The organism is Corynebacterium sp. LaCa_70 (genome assembly GCF_058182015.1).
Window position 1 is genome coordinate 1446219 of the sequence record NZ_CP190914.1, and the last position, 24755, is coordinate 1470973.

Sequence of the window (24755 nt, forward strand, 5' to 3'; positions counted from 1 at the left end):
TTCGGCGCCAAGCTTAAGCCTGCTCGGAAGAAGCGCCTTCTGCCGATGCTGGATCAGCGGCGGCAGCAGCTTCTGCGGCATCGCGCTGTTCCTTGTCAGCGGAATCGCCAGCAGATTCCTTAGCGGCAGCCAGCTTACGCTCTTCGCGTGCCTTCTTGCCTTCTTCGACTGCGTGACCGATGACGCGAGACAGCAACTTGGTAGCGCCGATGGCGTCGTCATTACCCGGGATTGGGAAGTCAACGTCGTCTGGGTCACAGTTGGTGTCCAGGATGGCAACGATTGGGATGTTGAGCTTGTGAGCCTCAGAAACAGCGATGTGTTCTTTGTTGGTGTCCACGATCCACAGTGCGGAAGGAGTCTTGGTCATCTCAGAGATACCGCCCAGAACGCGCTCGAGTTTCTCGCGCTCACGGGTCAGGGTCAGAACTTCCTTCTTGGTGCGGCCCTTGTAGCCGTCCTCAGCCGCATCCATAGCCTGCAGTTCTTTCATGCGGGTCAGACGCTTGGTGACGGTCTGGAAGTTGGTGAGCATACCGCCGAGCCAACGGTGGTTGACGTATGGCATGCCGACGCGCTTTGCTTCTTCTTCGACAGCCTCCTGTGCCTGCTTCTTGGTGCCGACAAACAGGATGGTGCCGCCGTGAGCGACGGTTTCCTTCACGAATTCGTATGCCTCATCGATGAACGTCAGGGTTTGCTGAAGATCGATGATGTAGATGCCGTTGCGATCGGTGAAGATGTGGCGACGCATCTTTGGGTTCCAGCGACGCGTCTGGTGACCAAAGTGGACACCCGCGTCGAGGAGCTCGCGCATGGTTACAACTGCCATGGTTAGCTTCCTTTTCGGTAGATAGTTTTGGTTGTTTACGGACGTCACAGGGCCATACCGCTGCGTAGCTGTAGTGCTGTGTTGCAGCGTTATCAGCCCCGTGTTTGTTGCGCAAGGGTTTTTATCCCTTGCCCTGGCAATGAAGTCCGTCGCCAACACTCCGCTGCGCCTCCACACGATTTAGCACAATCATTGGAGGCTTAGGAGACCACGTCGGCGCCGGTTTTCCACCACCCTCGGTGCTGTTATGGGATGACGAAAAACTTCATCGCGCGTAGTCAGTGCGCATAACACACACTGCTGAGCGGTATCTTAGGTTAAACAGGCAGATAACACCAACTTTTTGCGCACGATGTCCCGAAATTATCCACAACTGCGCTTCGTTATGTCACTACTGTAGTCTGCTATCACTTTATCCACAGTCATAGCGACGCTCCGACGAGTACACATCGCTTTTCCGACATGCTGTGTAACCATGACGAATCTGCCGCCAATCCCTCATCCGCACGCCGCAATTCTTGCCATCGTGGCTCTGGCTTTTTCTCTGCTTGCCGACGTCACGCCGACCGTCCACGCCGCCCCCGCCGAGGCGTCAGAAGAGTCTGCTTCCACAGATTTTCCTGGAAATTACGTTGACCCCGGCACCCGCAGCGCCTCCCCGTCTCCCGTGTTACAAGGTTTTGCCCCGCCCGAGCAGGACTGGTTACCCGGCCACCGCGGGGTCGATCTCGATATCGCCATCGGCGCGCCTATCGCCGCAGCCGGTTCCGGCACCGTGCATTTCGCGGGCACGGTAGCGGGCACACCGACTATCTCGATTAACCACGACGGTGGTCTGCGTACCACGTACCAGCCTGTTTTTGCTCGGGTCAGCGCCGGAGATCACGTTATTGCCGGCGAAATCATTGGCACCTTGGCTCCGCCGATAAACGGCGAACCTGGCTTGCATTGGGGAGCACGAACTGGCCCGAAAACCTATATCAATCCTTTGGATCTCTTAGATGAGGTAATCATCCGCTTGAAGCCCTGGGATTAGCGGGGATTTGCCCGCAAGAAAATTCCGCATCGTTACCGCCCCCGGGCATCACCCCATCACGCCCGTGGGTGCGCCTGCGCATGTACCTGTTTGAGTCGTTCGGCAGTCACATGGGTATACCGCTGCGTCGTTTGCAGGGAGGCATGCCCCAGGATTTCTTGCACCACGCGTAGATCTGCCCCGCCTTCTAATAAATGCGTCGCTGCTGAGTGGCGTAGGCCGTGCGGACTTAATGAACTGATTCCGTGCGCCATCCCGGCGCGCTCGACGATTCGTCTTACCTGGCGTTGGTCTATTCGTTTGCCACGAGCGCCAACGAATAATGCAGGTTCTTGATGCTGGTTTTTGCTTCCACGGGAGTCGTGATTGGTGTCTGTACCTCTGTGTGCTTTTTTGAGCACGGCGTGGCGACCGTGTTCAATCCAGGTGCTCAATGCGTGCGCGGCGGTACGCCCAAAGGGGACGACTCGTTGCTTGTTTCCCTTACCCGTGACTTTGATGGTGCCGCGGTCCACGTCGAGATCTGCAAGGTTGACCGCGACGAGTTCGGCAACTCGCAGGCCGGAGGCATACAGCAATTCGAGGATCGCAGTATCGCGCTGGCTAAGTGGGTCTGAGCCTGAATCATTGCTTGCTGTTTGCCTTGTTGTCGACGAGACCACATTGGCGGCTTCATCAACAGCAAGCACGGTGGGCAAGGTATTAGCGGCACTCGGATTGTGCAGTCGGGCAGCAATATCGGCATCCAGATGGCCTTGTCGTTGCGCCCAGGTGGAAAAAGCCCGGGCCGACGAAGCCCGGCGCGCAATCGTCGCCCGGGATTTCCCATCGCGGACTGCCGTCGCCAGCCATGCGCGTAAGGCGGGCAAGCGGAATTCGGCAAAGGTGGGAATATGGGTTGCGAGATCGTACAGGTCGCTGCGGTAACTGCGCACCGTGGCTGGCGAGCGGCCTTGCACAAAGTGTTGATAGTCGGTGAAGTCATCGATGGCTTCGTGCAATTGGCTGCGCTGCTTACCTTGGGTGCGCGGTTTCTCTGTGCCCGTGTCCATAGCGGTTGATTATAGGCCGGTACGCGGGCTGGTCCTGTTCGCGTTGTCAGGATGTGCGGGTAAACCGTCCAGCTTCGCGTGTCACAAGCCCGGTTTTGTGGAGTTCCAACAGCAGGTGAACGGCAAGCCCTAGCGGCATTCCAGCTTCTGTGGCTATTTCTTCGGCTGTCTTCCCGGGAAAACCGTGTGCTGGGGTGCAGTCATAGATGCGGAGTTCATTGCGCGATAGTTTTTGTATTGGGTCGGGGCTAAATTGCAGTTCGTATTGCCCGGTCGCGTCAACCTCGCCGATGCTTCCGAGTAGTTCTCGTACGTCATCGGCGCTGGTAACCAGCTGTGCTCGGCCGTCTTTGAGGAGTTGGTGGCAGCCTAGTGATCCTACTGTGGTTATCGGCCCTGGTACCGCCATCGTGGTTTTACCGAATCCTTCCGCCCAGTGCGCAGTATTGAGTGCCCCAGAGCGCCAGGCGGCTTCTACTACCACGGTGCCTTCGGTTAATGCCGCAACTAGTCGGTTGCGAGTAAGGAAGCGGTGTCGTTGTGGCGGCGTTTCCGGTGGGTATTCGGTCACCATCGCCCCGGACTCGCCTGCGGCTATGGTCTGAAACAACCTCGTATGAGCGCGCGGGTAGACCTTGTCCACGCCACAGGCAGTAATGACCATGGTCTTTCCTCCCGAAGCCAAAGCAGCTGAGTGTGCTGCGGCATCAATGCCTAGTGCACCTCCGGCGATTACTGTCCATTGCGCAGGAGAAAGGCCCCGCACTAACTGCTCGGTGGCGGCTTTCCCGTATGCGCTCATCGAACGCGTACCGACAATAGCGACAGCTTGCGCAACCAGTTGTCGAAGGTCCTGTCCGCGCACCCACAAACCATGCGGCGGCGCGCTAGCTCCTGCCCCGCTGCTCGAACCACTCGCTGCACGCGCTGCTCCGAGTTCTGCAAAGCCAAAGGCTGCGTCAAATGTTTCCGTCGGAAATTCAGCATCGTCCGGGGTGACCAAGCGTGCACCGTAGCGGGTGGCTATTTCCAGGTCTTGTTCCCACCGGCACCAGTCATGCCGGGCTTCTGTTTGTCCCAACAGGTCGTGCAGCCAGCTCGCCCGTCTGCGCACCCCGTGCGCAATTTCTGTGGCATCCCTCCCGGCGCGTAATAGCTGCCAGAGTGGTTGCGATGGCCCCTCGATGGCTCGATTGAGATATGCCCAGGCATAGCGTTCAGCATTGTTACCGCTGCTGCTAGTACTACTACTGGTACTACTACTGCCGCCGTTATCGCTGGTGTCGTTCATTCCCTCGTGGGTCATACCGCAAGCTCCTGCTGCGGCTGTGCCATCTCACCGCGTATTTCTATGGCCTGGGCAATTTCTTCCAAACCCGGTTGTGCCACACCTGACAGATCACAGAGCGTCCACGCCAGTTTTAACACCTTGTCGACAGCCCGCTGCGTGATATCACCCTGCGCCAAATGAGCCTGCAACAATGCCATGCCAGCAGAATCGGCTGCGAAATCACGACGTAGCAGCGTCGTAGGTACCGAGGCATTAGTGGTGACCGCAATACCTGCTTTCATCCAGCGGTGGGCACTACGCTCGCGCGCTTGGGCCACCGCATCCGCTATTTCTGCCGAACTGCGCGCATTCTTACTCACCAACGTCGCCGCCTGCGAATGTGTCCGGACAGTCATATCCAACCGATCGCGCATCGGCCCAGACAGATTATTTAAATAGCGCATGCGCTCATGCGGTCGACAGCGACACTTCGTGGCATCCTCGGCGGCACACCGGCACGGGTTCGCTGCGAGTATCAGCTGGCACCGCGCCGGGAAAATAATTTCTCGGCGGTTGCGCACTAGCCGCACTTCGCCTTGCTCTAACGGGGTACGCAAACTATCGACGATCGCTGCTGGCATTTCCGAAATCTCGTCAAGAAACAACACACCGTGATGCGCCAGGCTCACCGCACCAGGGCGCGGATTTCCAGAGCCACCACCGAGTAGCCCGGCGCGGGTGATGGAATGGTGTGGGGCGATATACGGTGCCTGGGTAATCACCGACCTGGGTGCGCTGCCAGTTCCCAGAACAGAATGCACCGCGCTGACTTCCAACGCTTGCGAGGTCGTCAGCTCCGGCATGATCCCCGGTATGCGAGCAGCCAGCATGGATTTTCCAGAACCTGGCGGGCCGATCAATAACAGGTGGTGGCCACCAGTTGCCGCGATTTCTGCTGCGCGGATCGCTTCTTCTTGGCCTGCGATATCCGCGAAATCCAACCTCGGAGGCCCCGACCTATCAGGATGATTGGCATAACGGTGAGCGTCGGCAAGCTCTGCCTCACCACGCATCCAGTAATACGCGGCGCTCAGCGTGGGTGCGACCAGAACGTTCATGTCATCAAGCAGTGCGGCTTCAGCGGCATTCGCAGGCGGGATAATCACGGTATCAAAACCGAAACGGCGTGCTGCCAACAGCGCTGGTACGATCCCGGCGACCGCATGCACACGCCCGTCCAATCCAAGCTCGCCCAGCACTAAGGTGGAATCTAAATCCCGATGTTCTAATCGATGCGAACGTTCTGCGGCTTCCAAAATCGCCAGCGCCGTCGGTAAATCAAAATGCGAACCGGACTTCGGCAAGCCCGCCGGGGACATAGACACCACGATTTTGGTTTTCGGCCAACCTAATTGCGCATTCGCTACTGCAGTACGGATACGATCACGTGATTCGTTGACGGCTGCATCGCCTAACCCGACCACGTGGATGCCCGGGAGCCCGGGACCAATATTGGCTTCGACGGTAACGATATCGGCATGAACACCAGACAAGGCAACGGTATGAGTTTTAGCAAGCACCGTGTTCTACCCCCTCGAAAATTTCTACGGCAGCGCCTTTTTCTGGATCAACATCAGCTCGAACCACCACAACATCAAAGCGGACCGGCCCCAACAACGAGGGGCGCTGCCAACGCTGTTGCTCACTCAGCCACCGAGCTGCAGCATGACGCATACGCCGCAATTTTTGGGCAGTCACAGCCTCGGCCGCACCAAATGCGGTACTACTACGAGTTTTTACTTCCACGAAAACAACGGCACCGGGTGGGCCCGCAGTAGGCCGGACAATCAGATCGATTTCACCGCCGCGGTAATACACATTGCTAGCGACGACCTCATAACCTCGGTTGCGATAAAAATCTTGCGCAATCACTTCGCCGCGTTGGCCCAATTGGCGTGCATGGGTAGGCATGACAAACTCCCCCAACAAAACAGTTGCTGTATCTGAAGCTTTTCCAGATACCGCTAGTTTTCGTCGGCAAGCGCCCCCAAACAAGCAGTATGTCCGGGAAGTAAGCCAAATCTGTGGACTACTTGAGTTATCCACACCCTTAGCGCGCAGAATTTGACAGGTTGCCAGAAGTTGTTCCGAGCCTAGAACCGGCTGGCTGCTAGAACCCCCTAGCCCCCTAGAAGACGAGCAACACCCGAACACGCCTCCAACTCATGGGCACACGGGAAAGCCCCAGCACACACTCCGTGTACTGGGGCAAACAACCGCGTGGAAAGCTGGGCGAATTACTCTGGCACAATCATATCCGGCTTATCCAGCTCTTCGATGTTGACGTCCTTGTACGTAATGACGCGGACATAACGCACGAAACGAGCAGCCCGGTACATATCCCACACCCAGGCATCCGACATGCGGACTTCGTAATACACATCGCCACCAGACGTATGCGGGATGAGTTCAACGGCATTGGCCAGGTAGAACCGCCGCTCAGTTTCAATCACATAGGAGAACTGGCTGACGACATCACGATATTCGCGATACAGGGACAGCTCGACTTCCGCTTCGTAGTTGTCCAGTTCTTCTGCGCTCATCTGCGATTACTCCTTATGCGGGCGACTACCAGGTGTTGGCGAACAATTCGGTCACCAGTCTAATCCCGGCACCGCCTTTCACGGCTGCGGCGCACCGGGACTCGTGACATCTGGGTGCTGGCATCTGGGTACTGGCGGCGGGGTGAGTACTGCTGTCGCACAGGTTAGTCGTGCTGGAGCGCTTCCCACTGCGCATGAGCTGCGGCAACGTTCGCATAACTGCGACGATGCTCGGGGCAGGCACCACGTTCTGCAATTGCTTGGCTGTGCGCTTTGGTGCCATAGCCTTTATGCCCGGCCAAGCCATAGCCTGGGTACCGTTGATCGAGCTCGACCATCAGACGATCCCGGCTGACTTTCGCCAGCACGCTAGCCGCAGATATACAGCGCGCAGCCGCATCCCCACCAATAATTGGTAGCTGCGGGACAGTCAGGCCCGGGATTTTCATCGCGTCGCTGAGTACGTAAGACACCGGTTGCCCCAGCCCTGCCAATGCGCGGCGCATCCCCGAGAGATTCGCGTGTTGAATACCGCGCGCATCAATGCGAGCAGCCGACACATGCACCACGGTAAAGCTTATAGCCTTGTCAACAATGATATCGAAGAGCTTTTCCCGTTTCGCCGGGGACAGCTTCTTCGAATCCGTCAACGCCGCTAGCTCCGGCAGGGGCCCGGAAGGCAACACACACGCGGCGATCGTCACCGGCCCACAGCAGGCTCCACGCCCGGCTTCATCAACACCTGCAACCGGGCCGAAGCCGTGGTCTTCCAAGTGCTGTTCCATCCAGCTGGGATTCCCGTGGAGTTTCGCAGTCGAGTTGCTAGCCGACGATCGCGCGCTACTATTCATGCGGTTATTCCACCCCGCCAAACCGAGCAAGCGGCAAAATTATCCCGCGGACTTTCCCGATGAAATTCTCTACCGGAACCGTGCCCTGGTATGGATCACCGAGATAGGCCCGCGAATCCAGCGAATTAGTACGGTTATCCCCCATCACCCATACGTGCCCGTCCGGCACGGTCACGGGACCGAAATAATCTCCGCCGCATTCTGGCGCGCCACCCGGCCCGTCGACACGATGCGTAGGTGGATTCGCAATATACGGTTCAACCAACGCCACGCCGTCGACAAGCACCCCCGGATCACCTGGCATGCACTGCACAGTTTGGCCTGACGTGGCGATGACACGTTTCACAAAACTATTCGCGTCCGGAGCCACCAATCCAATCGCTGCTCCGGCATTCTGGAGCCCCCGGACGAATCGATTATCACTACGTGGGGAGGAAAAACCTGCCTGCCAGGAATCCGTGCCATCGAACACTGCCACCTCACCGGGTTGTGGCTCACCTAATCGATAAGCCAGCTTGTCGACGATGATGCGGTCGTTGCTTTCCGCGCAGTCCGTACACCCCTGCAGCGTGGGTTCCATCGACGCCGACGGCACGACATAAAACCTGCCGACGAACGCCTGCACCGCAGCCAGCACGCCGAAAGTCACAACAGCAGTAGCGAGAATGATCCGCCACCGCCATAAACTCGTGACATCAGTGCCCGCATCGGGTGAGTCGGTGCTATTGCTGAATATCCGGGTCATCGATACCGCCAAAGCGGTTAAACGGGAAGAAGACAAACTGCGCTTTGCCGCGGATATTTTCCGCAGGAATCGTGCCGTGGCGGTCATCAAACATATGCGCCCGGGAATCCGCCGAGTTGGTGCGGTTATCGCCCATCATGAAATAGGAATCTTCCGGGACCTCGATCGGCCCGAAATATGGGCCGCCACAGGCCTGCGAGCCTGCGCTCTCATCGATCGGATACTGTGGCGGGGTTTGGATATATGACTGGTCGATCGGTTTCCCATCAACCATCACAGCCGCATCGCCTTCCTGACACGACACGGTCTGCCCACCAGTGGCGATAATGCGTTTGACCAAGGTGTTTTCATCCGGAGCCGCCAACCCCACCAACGATAAACCATCCTGAATGCGAGCAAGCAACGCGTTATCAGAACGCGGCGATTGGTACATCCCAGCCCACGACGGCGTGCCTTCAAACACCACGACATCGCCTGGCTGTGGGTCCGAGAAATAATAGCTGACCTTTTCCACAAAGATCCGGTCATCGGTACATTCCGGGCAGCCGTGCAAGGTGGGTTCCATAGAGGCTGAAGGAATTACGTACTGGCGTCCAATCAGGTTTTGAAAAAGGCCGACCACAACCAGCACCACCAGTACCGTCAGGACGGTTTCCGCCCACGCCGGCAGGCGGGGCTTGCGGTCATCTTCCACGTCCTCCGCGTGCGCGTTGGATTCGTCGTCTGCAGCCGTGTCGTTAACGGGTTGCACGCCAGCATCACCAGCATCCAGTGCATCGACGGACTCAGCATCATCTCCAGGACGGTTTTCTTGGCTAGTCACGGATTACACCTTAGCAGCGGGAAATAAGCAGTGCGCCAGCACTACAGCGGGGCTGCGAACCGTAGCTACACAAAAACCCAGGTGGAAAAATTCCCACCTGGGTGCTTGCAACATCTGCGAAAAACTTTTAGCGCTTTTCCTTGATACGAGCCTTCTTGCCGCGCAGGTTGCGCAGGTAGTACAGCTTCGCACGACGGACCTTGCCGCGGCGGGTCACCTTAATCGAATCGATGTTTGGCGAGTGAACCGGGAAAGTACGCTCGATACCAATACCGAACGAGATTTTGCGCACAGTGAAGGTCTCACGGATACCGGAACCCTGACGACGGATGCACACGCCCGAGAAGAGCTGGGTACGCTGGGTGGAACCCTCGATGACCTTGACGTCTACGTCCAGGGTGTCACCGGCACGGAATTCTGGGATGTCATCGCGCAGCTGCGCGGCATCGACTTTATCGAGAATGTTGTTCATAGCAGTGTCCTTAATACGTCGGGAAAGAGGAGCCTAGCAACCACTAATAACCCCAGGGTGATTCTCCTGTGATGACTAGCGGTGTGACCGGTTCGTATCCTTAACAATCAACCGCTCTAGTCTGGCACAATAGGCAGATAGATTTCAAATCTTGTCAACTATTATTCCAGCATTCCAGTGCAGTTTAATCCAGCGAGCAAAGTGGTGGTTTCATGCCTGTGCCCTTCCCATCCCGATCTCACAGCGCCCGCGACCAGCTAGATCTCCGCTGTTATTTCGTCACTGGTTCCGGCAGCCACGAGGCGATCATTGCCCGCGCGGTGGCTGCCGCCCGCGGCGGCGCTGGCATCATTCAGGTGCGCTCCAAGCCGATTAACACGGCCGCCTTATATGAGCTTGCCGCGAATCTTTCCGTGGCTGTCGCGCAAGTAGCACCTGAGTGCGCAGTGCTGGTCGACGACGCTGTCGAGCTCGTCGGCAAGCTCAAAGCCGACGGCTACCCGATCGCTGGCGTGCACGTGGGCCAAGACGACATGCCCGTCGACAAGGTGCGTGAGTTGTTGGGGCCCGGCGCGGTCATTGGCTTGACGACGGGCACGGTGGAACTAGCCGCAGCAGCGAATGCGCATGCCGACGATCTTGATTACATCGGTTGTGGGCCGTTTCGCGCCACGCCGACGAAGGATTCTGGCCGCGCGCCGCTGGGGATTGCTGGCTATCCACCGATCGTGGCCGCAAGCGAGGTTCCAGTCGTTGCTATTGGCGATGTCACCGTCGACGATGCTCGTGAACTAGCTGCCACTGGAGTCTCTGGTGTCGCCATTGTGCGTGGAATCATGCATGCCGAGAACCCGGAAGACTACGTTGCGGACGTCGTCAAGAATGTCACCGCTGGGCACGCGGATTACCGAAACACGAAACAGGCCGCCACTGTCGTTGACGTTAATATCATCGGCGCTGGCATGGTGGGGCTGGCCACTGCGGTCGAACTAGCACACCACGGCCATAGCGTGCGCGTGATTGATCCCGCCCCAGCCTCCGGTGCGACGCATCATGCAGGAGGCATGCTGGCCCCGGCTGCGGAGGTGGTCTACCAGCAGGACCCGCTCTTTCCGCTCATGCAGAAATCCGGGCAGTGGTACCCGGAACTCATGGAGATTGTTGCCGCGCACACAGACCTTCCTACTGGCTATCGCACCGAAGGCACACTGGTAGTTGCCGCTGATCGCGCAGACTCGCAGCATTTGTCCGAGCTCATGAATTACCAAAATGCCCACGGCATGGAAGTGTCCAAGCTGACGGTGCGCCAAGCCCGTGCACTCGAACCTGCGCTTTCCCCCGCGGTGGCAGGTGCGGTGGAAATTCCCGGTGATCACCAAGTTTTCCCGCGTCTGACTGCCCGCGCGCTACTGGATGCCCTGGAGAATATGGGGGCGCAGATAGTGCGCGAAAAAGCCACGGCGGTGGAATCGGGCACGGTCGTGACAGAACATGGCCGCTATCCCGGCACCCAGGTGGTGCTCGCCAACGGTTTGGGAGCCGCACACATTTCCGGGGTGCTGGACGACGTCGACAAGCCCGACGTGCACCAGGCATTCCAACTGCGGCCGGTCTATGGCGAAGTTCTACAATTACACTGCCCAGCGCACGTGCAGCCACTGTGTGACCGGGTGATTCGCGGTTTCGTGGAAGACCGCCCGATCTATATCATCCCGCGTGCCGACGGCCGCATCACGATTGGTGCCACCAGCCGAGAAGATCACCGCTCTGGCCCACCAGCGTCCTCCGTCTATGACCTGCTGCGTGATGCCATCCGCATTGTGCCGGGAATTGAAGAATGCGAGTTTCTGGAAGCCACCACCGGCGCCCGCCCGGGCACCCCCAATGACCTGCCGTATTTGGGGCGGGTCAGTGCTAACCTGGTGGTATCTACCGGCTATTTTCGGCACGGGATTTTGCTTTCTGCGCTGGCTGCTCGCATCACGCGCGAACTCATCGACGGCGTGGATGACGATCAACTCAGCGTCGACATCAGTGCTTGTGCCCCGCTTCGCGATGCCCGCTAACTGCTCCCCTAGGAAGGACCGACCATGAGTAACGAATCCCCCAAAACCGTGCACATCACCGTCAATGACCAGCCGCACGAGACCTCCGCGATTGACGTGACCGCCTTGGTCAAAGAAATTACCGGCAAGGATCTCACCGCCGGCATCGCGGTCGCGATTGATGGCGAGGTAGTACCGGCTTCACAATGGTGCCGCCTGCTGAACGACGGCGAGACCATCGATATTCTCAACGCGCGCCAGGGAGGCTAAGCAACCATATGCTCACAATTGCTGATCGCTCCTACGATTCCCGCCTGATCATGGGCACCGGTGGGTCGTCATCACAGGAGATGTTGGAAAAAGCACTGGTGGCTTCCGGCACGCAGCTGACCACGGTGGCAATGCGGCGCTATTCTGCAGCAACCTCCACCGGAAGCGAATCCGTTTTTGAGTTGATGCAGCGTTTAGGCATTGACCCTTTGCCGAACACCGCAGGGTGCCGCACCGCCCGGGATGCCGTGATCACCGCGAAACTCGCCCGCGAAGCACTAGGCACCAACTGGGTGAAACTCGAGGTCATTGCCGACGAGCACACGCTTTTGCCCGATGTGACTGAAACCCTGGATGCGTGCGAGTTGCTGGTCGACGAAGGCTTTACCGTCCTGGCTTATACCTCTGATGATCCAGTAGTGGCGCGCAAACTCGAAGATGCCGGGGCTGCCGCTGTGATGCCGCTGGGCTCACCGATTGGCACTGGCTTAGGAATTTTGAACCCGCACAATATCGAGTTGATTTGTTCCCGCGCAGATATCCCTGTGCTGATCGACGCCGGTATCGGCACCGCCTCCGATGCGGCCTTCGCCATGGAGCTGGGATGTTCCGGAGTGCTGCTGGCTAGTGCCATCAACCGTTGCCAAGATCCAGTCGCGATGGCCGAGGCGATGCGTCACGCGGTGATCGGCGGCTATCTTTCCCGCACCGCCGGGCGTATCCCGCGCCGAGAGCATGCACAAGCCTCGAGTAGTTTCGATGGTCTGGCCTCGTGGTCGGATCAAGTGTTATAGGTATAGGCCATGGCCACTGATCCTGCCGCTAACGCACACGATGCCCTAGCCCAGCTACCCGACCGTGAAATTCATCGCACCGCACGCCAGATGAATCTGCCGGGGTTTGGCCCGGTACAGCAGGCTCGTTTGCATGCCAGCCACGTCCTGATTATCGGGGCCGGTGGTTTGGGGTGCCCAGCTTTACAGCAGCTAGCGGCAGCCGGGGTCGGCACGATTACGCTGATCGACGACGACACGGTGGATCTCAGCAATATCCACCGGCAGATTTTATTTGGCGCCGGAGATATCGGTAAGCCAAAGGTAGACGTCGCTGCGGCGCGCGCCCGGGAATTGCAGCCGGATATCCAGATTAATGCGGTAGCTGAACGTTTGCGGGTTGATAACGTAGTGGAGCTAGTCGGCGGCGTGGATCTGGTATTGGATGGCTCGGATACCTTTGCCACCAAATATCTGGTCGCCGATGCCTGCGAGATCCTCGGCATCCCGTTGGTGTGGGGCACGGTGTTGCGTTATTCCGGTGAGGTCGCCCTATGGCATTCCGGTGCTAATGCCGATGGACAGCGGCAGGGCGTGCAACGCGGCGTCGGTTTACGGGATTTATTTCCGGAACAACCCGATCCCGCAAGCGCGCCCGATTGTGCGACCGCCGGTGTACTGGGTGTGACGACGTCCGTGGTTGCTGGGCTCATGTCTACCGAAGCCATCGCCTACCTTGCGGGGCTGCGCTGCGAGCCGGGGCGGGTCCTTCGCTATCAGGCATTACCAGCTTCGCTCACGAGTTACCGGGTTGGTGCGGATCCGCAGCGTCCGCTGACCACGGAATTAGCTGCTTTTTATGGCACCAATTGCGCGGTACCCAGCAACGACCCGGCAGATACCCTGTTACAGCGCGTCGCCTCGGGTGCCGCGGTGGCCCTGGATGTGCGTGAGCCGCATGAAAAATACGTGGCGGATCTTGCCCAGCGCTACCATCCGCTGCGGCTTCCATTGAGTGAGATCACCAGCAGCGCGGATATCGCCGACGCGCTTGGCGGTGCTGCCGAGGCCGTGGTGTTTTGCGCGTCCGGTGTGCGCAGCCAGCGCGTCGTCGACACATACGCCGCAGCGCTGCCGCAGGTACAGCTGCATAGTCTGCCTGGCGGGGTGGGTGCTCTCGGCGCTGCCGATATCAATAACGCCTAGGTTCCATTCGGGACCTAACGGCACCAAAAAATTCACGGTGGTCAAGAATTCAGCATCGCCGCAGGACATGCTAAAAACCCGCTTCCCGAAACGGGAGCGGGTGAGCACGCGGGTTTAAGCTTTAGAGGTATTCCAGAGCGTTGAAACCACCGATGACCAGGCCCAGGCCCACGGCCATCACGATGAAGAAGCCAATGAACGGCAGGTAGACCTCAGACATATTCGACGGCTGATCGTCGCCGGACTTAATGTCCCGAGCCTCTTCTTGCCGGTCCTGCTTGGTGCTCATGCTCTGCCCCTTTAAATAGCTTTCTGAACTCGCGCCCGGGAAATCATGGCGCAGTGGGCCACCCGGGCATTGTAGGCTTCAGTATACTTCCTGCTTCCTACAGAATCCAACGCACATGGCCGAATGATCCAACGCGCGCCCGCAAACATAGCCGTAAATTCGCGAGCCACAAATTCGCGAGTCATAATTTCGCGAGCCATAATTTCGCGAGCCATAATTTCGCGAGCCATAATTTCGCGAGCCATAATTTCGCGAGCCACGAATCCAGCTAGCTGAAACTTAAGATCCGAATCCGGCATTGCGCAACGCATCAGCCATGGAACCGGCGGGCTTATTCTTCTGCGTGCCGCCGTTTTTAACCTTGTCCTTAGCATGGTTCTTAGCCTTATTCTTGCCGCGTTTCTCACCCCGGTTGCTACCGCCACGGTTATCCGCTGCGCTGGCGCCACCGGGCCTGTTTCCACCCGGTTTGTTTCCGCCAGCACCCGGCTCATCATCCAAGCGCAGGCTCAGCCCAATGCGTTGCCGGTCGACGTCGACATCCAGGACTTTCACCTTGACGATCTCACCGGAACGCACCACGGTGTGCGGATCAGAAACGAACTTGTTGCTCATCGCGGAGATATGCACCAAGCCGTCTTGGTGCACCCCAATATCCACGAACGCCCCGAAGGCAGCGACATTGGTTACCGTTCCTTCCAGGATCATGCCCGGTTGCAAATCCGACACCTTGGTCACGCCTTCTTTGAAACTGGCAGTGCGGAATTCTGGGCGCGGATCCCGCCCAGGTTTTTCCAGCTCAGCGATAATATCAGCGACGGTGAGTTCACCAAATTCGTCATCGGCGAACTCTGCAGGACGCAGCTGTGCCAGCCGAGTAGAATCACCAATCAACTCGCCGACGCCGGCGCCGACAGTCGCGGCAATTTTTTCTACCACTGGGTACGCCTCGGGGTGCACCGCGGAGGCATCCAAAGGATTATCCCCGCCGTTGATGCGCAAAAACCCTGCCGCCTGTTCAAACGCCTTCGGCCCCAAACGCGGCACCTTCGACAATTCCTTGCGCGTAGCAAACCGCCCATTCTGATGCCGGTAAGTCACCAGATTCTCTGCGACGGTCGCATTCAGCCCGGCAACGCGCTCCAGCAGTGGCACCGAGGCTGTGTTCACGTCCACGCCCACGCTATTCACCGCATCCTCGACGACGTCGTCCAGCGCCCGTGCCAGATTGGTCTGATTCACATCGTGCTGGTACTGCCCCACACCGATGGATTTCGGATCAATCTTTACTAGCTCAGCCAACGGGTCCTGCAAACGCCGGGCGATCGAGACAGCCCCGCGTAGCGAGACATCCATATCCGGCAACTCGGCTGCCGCCTGTTCCGAAGCGGAATACACCGATGCACCCGATTCCGAGACCACCACAACCTGCGGGCGGGGCTCCAGCGTGCCGACGACTTCCGCCGCCAACTCCTCGGACTCGCGAGAAGCCGTGCCGTTACCCACAGCCACCAACTCCACCGCATGCTGCGCACACAAACCGCGTAATACTTCCACCGCCTGCGACCACTGTTTTTGCGGCTGATGCGGGTAGACCACAGTCGTATCGACAACTTTTCCGGTGGCATCGACCACTGCGCATTTCACGCCATTGCGATAGCCCGGGTCCATGCCCAACATCGCTTTTTGCCCGGCGGGGGCGGCCAACAAAACATCACGCAAGTTCGTCGAAAAGACCTTCAACGCCTCATCTTCGGCGCGACCGCGCACACGGTTCCGCGCATCCAGCCCGGCGGAAACCATCAGTTTGGTGCGCCAGCCCCAACGTACTGCCTGCGCCAGCCAGCTCGACGTCTCAGTATCAAGCTCGAATCGCTGCGCAATGAGGTGCTCGAAACCGGCATCGTCTCCACCGTCGAAATCCAGCTGAATAATGCCTTCGGATTCCGCGCGCAACAACGCCAAGATCCGGTGCGATGGCAAAGCGGTCAATGGTTCCGAGAAATCAAAGTAATCACGGAATTTCGCACCTTCGGTTTCTTTCCCGGCCACAACTTGGGCACCCAACGTGCCATCGCGGAAAAACTGCTCACGAACCTCCCCCACCAGATCCGCATCAAGGGCGAACCTATCGACCAAAATCGCGCGGGCTCCATCGAGTGCCGATTTCGCATCGGCATAGCCGTCGACAAGAAAATCCTGCGCGGCTGCTTCTGGATCCACCGACGGATTAGCGATCAGTGCGTCCGTCAGTGGCTCCAGACCAGCCTCACGGGCCTTGTCGGCCTTGGTTTTCCGGCGCTTTTTGTACGGCAGGTACAGATCTTCCAAGCGCGCCTTCGAATCACATTCGGTGATCTCCGCGCGCAGCTTATCGGTGAGTTTGCCCTGTTCCTCGATCGCAGCCAGGATGGTTTCTTTGCGCGCCGCGAGTTCTTCCAGGTAATCCGCACGCTGTTGGATATGCCGCAGCTGGGTATCATCCAGCGCACCGGTGGCTTCCTTGCGGTAACGGGCGATAAACGGGACGGTGTTTCCTTCCGCGAGCAACGACAACGCCGCCTGCACGCGATTGCTGGAAACGCCTAATTCTTCGGCAATAACACTGGCGATCATTGGGCCAAGCCTAGTTATTCCCCATACCTTCAGCCAATATCGTGTGATCTTCTGTGCTCAGCTCCACAGCATCCAACAAATCTGGCCGCCGTGCTTGCGTACGCAGTAATGCTTGCCGACGCCGCCACTGCGCCACCTTGCCGTGATGGCCAGACGTGAGCACCTCCGGAATTTCTAGTCCGCGCCACACGCGCGGCTTGGTATACGACGGCGCTTCCAACAAACCATCGGAAAACGAATCTTCCTGGTGCGAACGCTGGTTGCCCAACACGCCTGGGATCAGCCGCACGATGGCCTCGGCGATCACCAGAGTCGCCACCTCGCCGCCGATCAACACATAATCGCCAATCGAGACCTCGCGCACCCGGTAGCGGCGGGCTGCATCGTCAATAACCCGCTGGTCGATGCCCTCATAGCGGCCGCAGGCAAAGACAATATGCTCCTCATTGGACCAGGCCTGCGCCTTATCTTGGCTGAACACCACCCCTGCGGGGCTCGGCACCAGCAGCAACGGCGCATCCGGGTTCTCGCCAGCGCGCACGTCCCGGCCGTCGTAGCGCTGTGGGGTCGTTCCCGAAAGTTCATCGTGGGTAGCGCCGTGAACATGCTGAGCCGCCGATTCCAGTTGGTTAGCGGCATCTACGCGCTTTCCCGCAGCAATCTCATCGAGGGCCGGACCCCACACCTCTGGCTTCATCACCATGCCCGGGCCGCCGCCGTAGGGCGAATCATCAACAGATTTGTGCACACCGCTGGCCCAGTCACGCAAATCGTGCACGCCGACGTTGAGCAAGCCGCGCTCAATCGCGCGCCCCAGCAGTGCGTGGCGCAGGGGTTGCAGGTATTCCGGGAAAATCGAGACGACGTCCAGCCTCACAGGTCCAGCAATCCTTCCGGCGGGGTGATTGTGATGGTGCCAGCCTCCAGATCTACTTCAGCGATGAACTCGTCGACGAACGGAACTAAAGCTGTGCGGTCGTCGTCGGCAAGCGTAATCTCCAGCAGGCTACGATTAATGGTTTCTACCACACCGCTCACGGTTCCGATCTCCGCGCCATCGTGCCACACGCGCAGGCCCTCTAGATCGTGGTCATAGTAGCCGTCATCATCCGACTCATCAGCCGGAGCGAAAAACTCCATACCGCGCAGCGATTCCGCAGAGGTGCGGTCGGTGATCTCATTCAATGCCACCAACAGACGCCCCTTGTGTGGGCGCGCGCTACGAATACGCAACGATTGCGTACGACCCGCCTGGCGGCCTTCGATAACAGCATCCGGGGCAAAACGGCCCTCCGGATCATCCGTGGTTGTCTCCACCACGACCTCGCCGCGGATGCCGTGGGTTTTCACTACCCGACCAATACGTACGTCCATACCCCTAATTTAGCGTGTCGGTCATACCAAAAACCGCGTGGGTTCCCGGTTGGGAAACACCACGCGGTCTTAAGCGCACGAATAAGCGCTACAGGCTTTATGCGTTGGGCCTTTATTCGTTGGACTCAGCCTCAGCGTCAGCTTCGCCTTCAGCGGCAGCAGCTTTCTCCGCAGCAGCCTTTTCTTCAGCTTCCTTAGCAGCCTTAGCCTCGGCTTCTTCCTTGGCCTTCTTCTTCTTTTCAGTGATGGCCTCGATGGACGGGCCATTGTTGGCCTCTTCCAGAGCCTTGTTGAACAGCTCCAGCTTGGAAGGCTTAGGCTCGGCAGTCTTCAGGGTGCCTTCTGCACCTGGCAGGCCCTTGTACTTTTGCCAATCACCGGTAACCTTCAGCAGAGCCAAAACAGGCTCGGTTGGCTGCGCACCAACGGACAACCAGTACTGAGCGCGCTCGGAATCGATGTCGATCAGGGATGGCTCCTGCTTTGGCTGGTAGCGACCGATAACCTCGATCTCCTTGCCGTTACGACGAGTGCGCGAGTCCGCGATGACCACACGGTACTGTGGGGTGCGGATCTTGCCGAGGCGTTGCAGCTTAATCTTGACAGCCATTGTTGGCTCCTTTTCTTGCTAGAGATTCACTGGGCAGTTCGGACACCTGCGGATGCAGGCCGGTTCAACCCTTGGATTAGTCTGCGCGTGATCCCGACTGCGACGACCGTAGACGAGCGCAGTGTTACGCAGAAACACAGACAGCATTAAATCTTAACCTGCAAGCCTCGTTTTGGCCAAACCACGCGCGAACGTTTCCAGCACATGCCTTCCGAATAGGGAACGCACACCAAAAGCGATACACTACCCAACGACCGAAAAATGCCTCACCCCGATGAAACATGTGAGCCTGTTTTGACCGAATCGTTAAACAAGCCCTCCTACCGCTATGACTTGGACGGCCTGCGCGGCCTTGCCATCGCTCTGGTGGTATTTTTTCATGTCTTCATCGGCCGGGTGTCCGGTGGTGTCGATGTCTTTTTGCTGCTGTCGGGATACTTTTTCCTCGGTTCGCAGTTGCGTTATGCCGCGCGTGACGACGCCTCGCTGAACCCCTGGTGGCCTATGTGGCGCACGATCCGCAGGTTGGTGCCCGCGCTCGCACTTGTCATTGGTGTCACCGCGGTTCTGGTGCTCATCGCCACCCCGTGGTTAATGAACATCGAATTCGCCCAGCAAATCTCTGCCAGCTTGCTGTACTACCAGAACTGGGAATTGACCCGCCAGGAAGCCGCCTATGCCGCGGCCGCACCGGAAATCTCACCCCTGCAGCACCTGTGGTCAATGTCGGTGCAGGGCCAGTTCTACCTAGCAGCCATCGCCTTTGCCCTGCTTTTGGCCGCGTTATTGCGCTCGCGCCGCGAACACATCACCCGGGTCGCGGGCCCAATACTGATCGTCGTCACGATTGTTTCGTTTGCTTACGCGTCGCGCTTCGGTGTCTACGGCACTCCGGATAATTACTATTCAACGTTTTCTCGCCTGTGGGAACTCTCTCTTGGGGCAGTGCTCGTCATTTATGGCAGCCGCATCACCATGCCGCGTTGGCTTGCCGACGTCACAGGCGTCATTGGTCTAGCGCTGTTGTTTGCCACCGGCATCATTGTGGAAGACTCCACGGCCTACCCCGGCCCCCTGTCACTGATCCCCTTGGGTGGTGCGGTGTTGTTGGTGCTCGGCGGCAACGGTGTGATTGCACGCGGCCTGGCTACTCGTCCTATGCGTTGGTTGGGTGATATCGCCTATTCATTGTATTTGTGGCATTGGGCGTTGCTGATCTTGGCGACGAATTTTTGGAGCCAATCCTCGCCGAACGTGGTCCTGGGAATCAGCATCATCGTCGTCTCGTTGGTGCTGGCCTGGTTGACATATCAGTGTGTCGAAAAGCCACTGCGCCAAAAAGCTCGGCGTCGTACCACTGAGTCGCCGAAACTGTCCTGGAGCGCGCTAGGTGCGGACGCGAAATCCCACCCGGGGCGCGTCACGGGCGCGGTAGTAACCACGATCGCCTTGCTTGCATTATTGACAGTGCAGCCATGGTGGACCCAACGCCTGCACAATGAACGCAACCAGCCGCTACCCGTAGAGACTTATCCTGGCGTGCTTGCCAATTTTGGCCACGATGTTCCTGACGACGTAGCGGTCGCACCAGACCCGCAACTAGTTTCCAGTTTGCAGCCCGTGGTCTCCGAGGTTCATTGCTTTATTCCGAGTGATTTTCCTTCTTCTGTGCTGCAGTTCGAAGAATCCCGGTTCGGCGAGCCGTGTGTCTTCGGCGACAGGAACGCCGATAAGGCGGTCTATCTGGTTGGTGGGTCACACTCTGAGCAATGGGCTGGCCCACTGGATGCCTTGGGCAAAAAATATGGTTTCCGCCTCGAGGTCATGCTACGCGCCGGTTGCCCGATTGTCACCGGCCCGAATGACATGGTCGTTGGCTCCCATCAGATTGATCAGCGTTGCTATAACTGGGGCCAGAGAGTCATCGAAAAACTACTGGATGAGCAGCCGGAACTGGTGATTTCGAATTCCACCCGCCCGTCTGGCGATTTCGGGCACGGCCCCGATTATGTGCCGTATGGGTATGCAGCGTTTTGGCAAGAGCTTGCCGACGCCGATATCGATTTCGTTGGGCTGCGCGACAATCCCTGGGGATTCCGCCCAAATGGCGAGCCATTCGATTTTAGTAATTGCTTAGTTAATGGCGGCCTGTGTTCGGTTGCACGGAACCAGGTCTACCAAGAGGTTGATCCTGCCGAGGCCGTGCTTGATGAGCTCGGCATGGAAGCTGTCGATACTGCCGACTGGTTCTGCGACCGTCGTCGTTGTGATGTCGTTATTGGTAATATCGCCGTCTACCGCGATATGCACCATATTTCCAACGCATACGCAAAATCGGCCCAGCCATTGCTGGAGCCGATCATCAAGCGCTACGTGAACTAAGCGTGGACTAAGCCCTGCTTGAACCACAGGGCCAGAGCCTATTTCTTACCGAAGTTCAGCTTGCTCAAGTCGATGTTTTCCATGCCCGGCGGCATCTGCTGCTGCATTTTCTGCATGTCCTGCATCGATGGCATTCCGCCACCCATGCCTGGCATTCCAGGCATTCCCGGCATATTTGGCATGCCCTGGCCCTGACCACCGCCTTTTCCTTTCTTGCGCTTGCCCTTCTTGTTTTTGCGTCCCTTAGGCTTTTTCTTCGTCGCCGAACGCTTCGAACCGCCCATACCAGGCATGCCAAATTGCCCAGCCATCTTGCTCATCATCTTCTTGGCTTCAAAGAAGCGCTCCACCAGCTGGTTGACTTCCGAAACTTCCACACCGGAACCAGCCGCAATACGCTTGCGTCGGGAAGCGTTCAGAATCTTCGGGTCGTTGCGCTCTGCCGGAGTCATACCACGGATGATGGCCTGAATCCGGTCCAGCTGTTTCTCGTCGACCATGTCCGCCATCTTGGACATCTGGCTGCCGCCCGGCATCATCTTCAGCAGGTTGCCAATCGGCCCCATCTTGCGCACCATCATAAGCTGATCGAGGAAGTCGTTCAGCGTCATCTCACCGGAGCCCAGCTTATGCGCAGCTTCTTCGGCTTTCTGCTGGTCCAGGGTGGCTTCGGCCTGCTCGATCAGGGAGAGCATATCGCCCATGCCCAGAATACGGCTGGCCATACGCTCTGGGTGGAAGACATCGAAGTCAGTGAGCTTCTCACCAGAGGAGGCGTACATGATGGGTTTGCCGGTGACTTCCCGAATCGACAGCGCCGCACCACCACGTGCATCGCCGTCAAGCTTGGTCAATACCACGCCGGTAAAGTCCACGCCATCGCGGAAAGCTTCCGCGGTGTGGACGGCGTCTTGGCCAATCATCGAGTCGATGACGAATAAAACTTCATCCGGGTTAACGGCATCGCGGATATCACGCGCCTGGTTCATCAGGGTTTCGTCGATGCCCAACCGGCCCGCGGTGTCGATGATGACCACGTCGTGCTGGGCGGTGCGGGCTTCTTCAATACCGTTGCGCGCGACCTCGACAGGATCGCCGTGCGATGTTCCCATTTCGTGTTGGGAATCCAGTGACGTGCCTGGATCAGGCGCGAAAGTCTTCACCGCTGCGCGCTCACCGACGATACGCAACTGGTCGACAGCACCCGGACGCTGCAGGTCACAGGCCACGAGCATTGGGGTGTGGCCCTTGGATTCCAAGTGTTTAGCAAGCTTACCGGCCAGGGTGGTTTTACCAGCACCCTGCAAACCCGCCAGCATGATCACGGTCGGAGGGTTCTTCGCCAGGTTCAAGCGCCGTGTCTCGCCGCCGAGGATGTCCTGGAGCTCCTCATTGACGATTTTGACGACTTGCTGCGCCGGGTTTAAAGCCTCCGAAACTTCTGCGCCGACGGCGCGTTCTTTAATGCGCTTGATAAAGCCGCGCACAACGGTGAGCGAAACGTCGGCTTCCAGCAACGCGAGCCGGATTTCGCGGGCAGTGGCGTTAATATCAGCCTCAGTCAGTTTGCCCTTGCCGCGAAGCCCTTTCAGGGCGGACTGTAGCCTGTCGGACAATGACTCAAACACGTTGCGTAACTCCCTACCGTTGGCATTTACTAGCCCTACCAGCCTAGCCGGTTTTACCCACGCGGGTCATATCCGGCTCGCTTAATTCGAGCTAGCTAAGCAGCGGTCTTTGTCATTGCGATTCCACCGCAGTGGGCTAGTACGATTCGGCTAAATCGCTTTTTCGCCGCGCTCGCCGGTACGCACTCGAACAACGTCGTCGACCGGGGTGATCCAAATCTTGCCGTCACCAATTTCACCGGTGCAGGCCGCTTCTACGATTGCATCAACAACCTGCTCGACATCACCATCAGCGACGATTAGCTCAATTTTCGTCTTCGGCACAAACGACGTGGCGTATTCAGTACCACGGTAGATTTCTTTATGCCCGCGCTGCTGGCCAAAACCTTCAGTCTCCGAAACGGTCATTCCCGGTGAGCCGAGCTTTTCCAAGGCTTTCTGGATATCGTCGAGCGTAAACGGCTTGACGACGGCTGTCACGAGTTTCATTGTGTGCTCCTAGCTCTATTTTCTGGGCGCTGAAAACGTGTTCTCGCTTCAGCTTAGTGGTGGCTGTTAGTTCCGGCTGGTGTGTCCACGCACGCCGCGACCGCCGATATCGTAGCCAGTCTCACGGTGCCCACCGAAGTCAATACCGTCGGTTTCGATCTGGTCAGTGACACGCCAGCCCATCGTGGACTTCAGAATCAACGCAATGATCGTAGTAATCACGATGGTAAAGATCATGGCGATGGCGGCAATGAGAATCTGGATGAGCAACAGCTGCCAACCTTGCGCTCCACCGCCGGTAAAGATGCCGCGGTCGTTAGCGAAAAACGCTACGGCAACTGTGCCCCATAGGCCGGCAACCAAGTGCACGCCGACGACATCGAGCGAGTCGTCGAAGCCAAACCGGAACTTCAGCCCAACCCCCAGGCAGCCCAGCATGCCACCGAGTACGCCCATGATCAGCGAGGTGACCGGGTTTAGGTCGCCAGCAGCCGGGGTGATAGTAACCAGCCCAGCAACCACACCCGAGGCCGCACCCAGCGAGGTGCAGAATCCGTCGCGAACCTTTTCGACGAACAACCAACCCAAGATTGCGGCAGCTGTCGCGGCTGTGGTGTTGACCCAAGCCAGGCCAGCCAGGCCGTCGGCGGCAAAGGCCGAACCGCCGTTGAACCCGAACCAGCCGAACCACAGCATGCCTGCACCCAACATGACCATCGGCAGGTTGTGCGGACGCTGCACGCTTTTCGGGAATCCCTTCCGCTTGCCGACGACAATAGCCAGCACCAGTGCGGCAGTACCGGCGGAAATGTGAACTACCGTGCCACCTGCAAAGTCGATCGGCGGAACCACAGCTTCTCCACCTTCGGAACCAAAGATCCAGGCCGCGACGCTGTTATCGCCTTCGCCGAGGATTCCGCCACCCCACACCATGTGTGCCAGCGGGAAGTAGACAAATGTTGCCCACAGACCGCTAAATACCAACCATGTACCGAATTTCACACGTCCGGCCAAAGCACCCGAGATAATCGCAGTGGAAATCACTGCGAAGGTGAGTTGGAAGCCGATATCGATGATATTGGCGTAGCCTTCCGCCCCAACCAGGTATTCACCGGATTCATCGATAATGGAGTCCTTGAGACCGAAAAACTCAAAAGGGCTGGCAACGATTCCGCCCCACGACTGCGTGCCGTAGCTCATCGACCAACCCCATAAAACATAAACGATGCTAACGACGGCTAGCGAGCCAAACGACATCAGCATCATGTTGAGCACACCTCTGCGCTCTGTCATGCCTCCGTAAAAAAGTGCCAATGCTGGAGTCATGAGCAAAACCAAAGCTGCACTCATCAGCATCCAGGCGGCATTACCTGCAATTACCGTTTCCAT

At 58.1% G+C, this 24755-nt stretch carries 24 protein-coding genes and 1 pseudogene; 7 read left to right on the plus strand and 18 right to left on the minus strand.

The features are described 5' to 3' along the window. Positions 1 to 13: 13 nt before the first annotated feature. Positions 14 to 832: a 30S ribosomal protein S2 gene (rpsB, locus tag ACP8MI_RS06575; RefSeq protein ID WP_018119770.1), complete on the minus strand. Its 819-nt coding sequence runs from the start codon at positions 830 to 832 to the stop codon at positions 14 to 16. Positions 833 to 1307: 475 nt separating this feature from the next. On the opposite strand from rpsB, the gene ACP8MI_RS06580 reads away from it, so the two are divergent. After that, a complete protein-coding gene (locus tag ACP8MI_RS06580) occupies positions 1308 to 1868 on the plus strand; it encodes a peptidoglycan DD-metalloendopeptidase family protein (RefSeq protein WP_284589460.1) in 561 nt (186 codons plus the stop codon). A gap of 56 nt (positions 1869 to 1924) precedes the next feature. On the opposite strand, the gene ACP8MI_RS06585 is transcribed toward ACP8MI_RS06580, so the two are convergent. From ACP8MI_RS06585 to rplS, 9 genes are all read right to left on the minus strand, one after another. Then, a complete protein-coding gene (locus ACP8MI_RS06585; RefSeq protein WP_284589459.1) occupies positions 1925 to 2920 on the minus strand; it encodes a tyrosine recombinase XerC in 996 nt (331 codons plus the stop codon). Positions 2921 to 2966: 46 nt separating this feature from the next. Continuing rightward, positions 2967 to 4226, minus strand: a complete 1260-nt coding sequence (gene dprA / locus ACP8MI_RS06590) for a DNA-processing protein DprA (RefSeq protein ID WP_284589458.1) — start codon at positions 4224 to 4226, stop codon at positions 2967 to 2969. Next, positions 4223 to 5770 carry a YifB family Mg chelatase-like AAA ATPase gene (locus ACP8MI_RS06595; RefSeq protein ID WP_284589457.1) on the minus strand — a complete coding sequence of 516 codons (1548 nt, stop codon included), beginning with the start codon at positions 5768 to 5770 and terminating at the stop codon, positions 4223 to 4225. The genes dprA and ACP8MI_RS06595 overlap by 4 nt, the downstream gene beginning before the upstream one ends. Beyond that, positions 5760 to 6161, minus strand: coding sequence for a YraN family protein (locus tag ACP8MI_RS06600; protein WP_284575753.1), 402 nt, complete (start codon positions 6159 to 6161; stop codon positions 5760 to 5762). The genes ACP8MI_RS06595 and ACP8MI_RS06600 overlap by 11 nt, the downstream gene beginning before the upstream one ends. Before the next feature lie 326 nt (positions 6162 to 6487). After that, entirely contained in the window at positions 6488 to 6793 is a 306-nt protein-coding gene (locus tag ACP8MI_RS06605) for a DUF2469 domain-containing protein (RefSeq protein ID WP_018119776.1), read from the minus strand. Positions 6794 to 6957: 164 nt separating this feature from the next. Next, the gene (locus tag ACP8MI_RS06610) at positions 6958 to 7578 is read right to left on the minus strand and encodes a ribonuclease HII (RefSeq protein ID WP_049148486.1); all 621 of its coding nucleotides are present in this window, start codon (positions 7576 to 7578) and stop codon (positions 6958 to 6960) included. A gap of 70 nt (positions 7579 to 7648) precedes the next feature. Next, positions 7649 to 8389 carry a signal peptidase I gene (gene lepB, locus ACP8MI_RS06615; protein ID WP_018119778.1) on the minus strand — a complete coding sequence of 247 codons (741 nt, stop codon included), beginning with the start codon at positions 8387 to 8389 and terminating at the stop codon, positions 7649 to 7651. Continuing rightward, the gene (gene lepB, locus ACP8MI_RS06620; protein WP_026167743.1) at positions 8367 to 9083 is read right to left on the minus strand and encodes a signal peptidase I; all 717 of its coding nucleotides are present in this window, start codon (positions 9081 to 9083) and stop codon (positions 8367 to 8369) included. The genes lepB (ACP8MI_RS06615) and lepB (ACP8MI_RS06620) overlap by 23 nt, the downstream gene beginning before the upstream one ends. A 256-nt stretch (positions 9084 to 9339) precedes the next feature. Then, positions 9340 to 9684 carry a 50S ribosomal protein L19 gene (gene rplS / locus ACP8MI_RS06625; RefSeq protein WP_018119780.1) on the minus strand — a complete coding sequence of 115 codons (345 nt, stop codon included), beginning with the start codon at positions 9682 to 9684 and terminating at the stop codon, positions 9340 to 9342. A 212-nt stretch (positions 9685 to 9896) separates the two neighbouring features. Here rplS and ACP8MI_RS06630 point away from each other — a divergent pair. From ACP8MI_RS06630 to ACP8MI_RS06650, 5 genes and pseudogenes are all read left to right on the plus strand, one after another. Then, positions 9897 to 10580: pseudogene (locus tag ACP8MI_RS06630) on the plus strand (thiamine phosphate synthase); the annotation flags it as partial. Between the two features lie 51 nt (positions 10581 to 10631). Beyond that, entirely contained in the window at positions 10632 to 11750 is a 1119-nt protein-coding gene (gene thiO, locus ACP8MI_RS06635; protein WP_026167744.1) for a glycine oxidase ThiO, read from the plus strand. 24 nt (positions 11751 to 11774) lie between these two features. After that, on the plus strand, positions 11775 to 11999 hold the full coding sequence (gene thiS, locus ACP8MI_RS06640; RefSeq protein WP_284575754.1) for a sulfur carrier protein ThiS: 225 nt from the start codon (positions 11775 to 11777) through the stop codon (positions 11997 to 11999). An 8-nt stretch (positions 12000 to 12007) separates the two neighbouring features. Continuing rightward, a complete protein-coding gene (locus ACP8MI_RS06645) occupies positions 12008 to 12793 on the plus strand; it encodes a thiazole synthase (protein ID WP_126843717.1) in 786 nt (261 codons plus the stop codon). Positions 12794 to 12802: 9 nt separating this feature from the next. Continuing rightward, positions 12803 to 13978: a ThiF family adenylyltransferase gene (locus tag ACP8MI_RS06650; protein ID WP_284589456.1), complete on the plus strand. Its 1176-nt coding sequence runs from the start codon at positions 12803 to 12805 to the stop codon at positions 13976 to 13978. 121 nt (positions 13979 to 14099) lie between these two features. On the opposite strand, the gene ACP8MI_RS06655 is transcribed toward ACP8MI_RS06650, so the two are convergent. From ACP8MI_RS06655 to rpsP, 5 genes are all read right to left on the minus strand, one after another. After that, on the minus strand, positions 14100 to 14267 hold the full coding sequence (locus ACP8MI_RS06655) for a hypothetical protein (RefSeq protein WP_018119785.1): 168 nt from the start codon (positions 14265 to 14267) through the stop codon (positions 14100 to 14102). 279 nt (positions 14268 to 14546) lie between these two features. Further along, positions 14547 to 16883 carry a Tex family protein gene (locus ACP8MI_RS06660; RefSeq protein WP_049148492.1) on the minus strand — a complete coding sequence of 779 codons (2337 nt, stop codon included), beginning with the start codon at positions 16881 to 16883 and terminating at the stop codon, positions 14547 to 14549. Positions 16884 to 16893: 10 nt separating this feature from the next. Further along, entirely contained in the window at positions 16894 to 17760 is an 867-nt protein-coding gene (gene trmD, locus ACP8MI_RS06665) for a tRNA (guanosine(37)-N1)-methyltransferase TrmD (RefSeq protein WP_239210761.1), read from the minus strand. Then, positions 17757 to 18257: a ribosome maturation factor RimM gene (gene rimM / locus ACP8MI_RS06670; protein WP_049148495.1), complete on the minus strand. Its 501-nt coding sequence runs from the start codon at positions 18255 to 18257 to the stop codon at positions 17757 to 17759. Before rimM ends, trmD begins: the two co-directional genes overlap by 4 nt. A gap of 112 nt (positions 18258 to 18369) precedes the next feature. After that, positions 18370 to 18867, minus strand: coding sequence for a 30S ribosomal protein S16 (gene rpsP, locus ACP8MI_RS06675; protein WP_018119790.1), 498 nt, complete (start codon positions 18865 to 18867; stop codon positions 18370 to 18372). A 294-nt stretch (positions 18868 to 19161) separates the two neighbouring features. Between rpsP and ACP8MI_RS06680 the strand changes: the two genes are divergently transcribed. Further along, positions 19162 to 21249, plus strand: coding sequence for an acyltransferase family protein (locus tag ACP8MI_RS06680; protein ID WP_053084885.1), 2088 nt, complete (start codon positions 19162 to 19164; stop codon positions 21247 to 21249). A 38-nt stretch (positions 21250 to 21287) separates the two neighbouring features. Here ACP8MI_RS06680 and ffh read toward each other — a convergent pair whose 3' ends face one another. The 3 genes from ffh to ACP8MI_RS06695 form a co-directional block, all read right to left on the minus strand. Beyond that, a complete protein-coding gene (gene ffh, locus ACP8MI_RS06685) occupies positions 21288 to 22877 on the minus strand; it encodes a signal recognition particle protein (protein ID WP_284589455.1) in 1590 nt (529 codons plus the stop codon). A 150-nt stretch (positions 22878 to 23027) separates the two neighbouring features. After that, positions 23028 to 23366, minus strand: coding sequence for a P-II family nitrogen regulator (locus ACP8MI_RS06690; RefSeq protein ID WP_049148499.1), 339 nt, complete (start codon positions 23364 to 23366; stop codon positions 23028 to 23030). Between the two features lie 66 nt (positions 23367 to 23432). After that, positions 23433 to 24755, minus strand: coding sequence for an ammonium transporter (locus ACP8MI_RS06695; RefSeq protein ID WP_049148500.1), 1323 nt, complete (start codon positions 24753 to 24755; stop codon positions 23433 to 23435).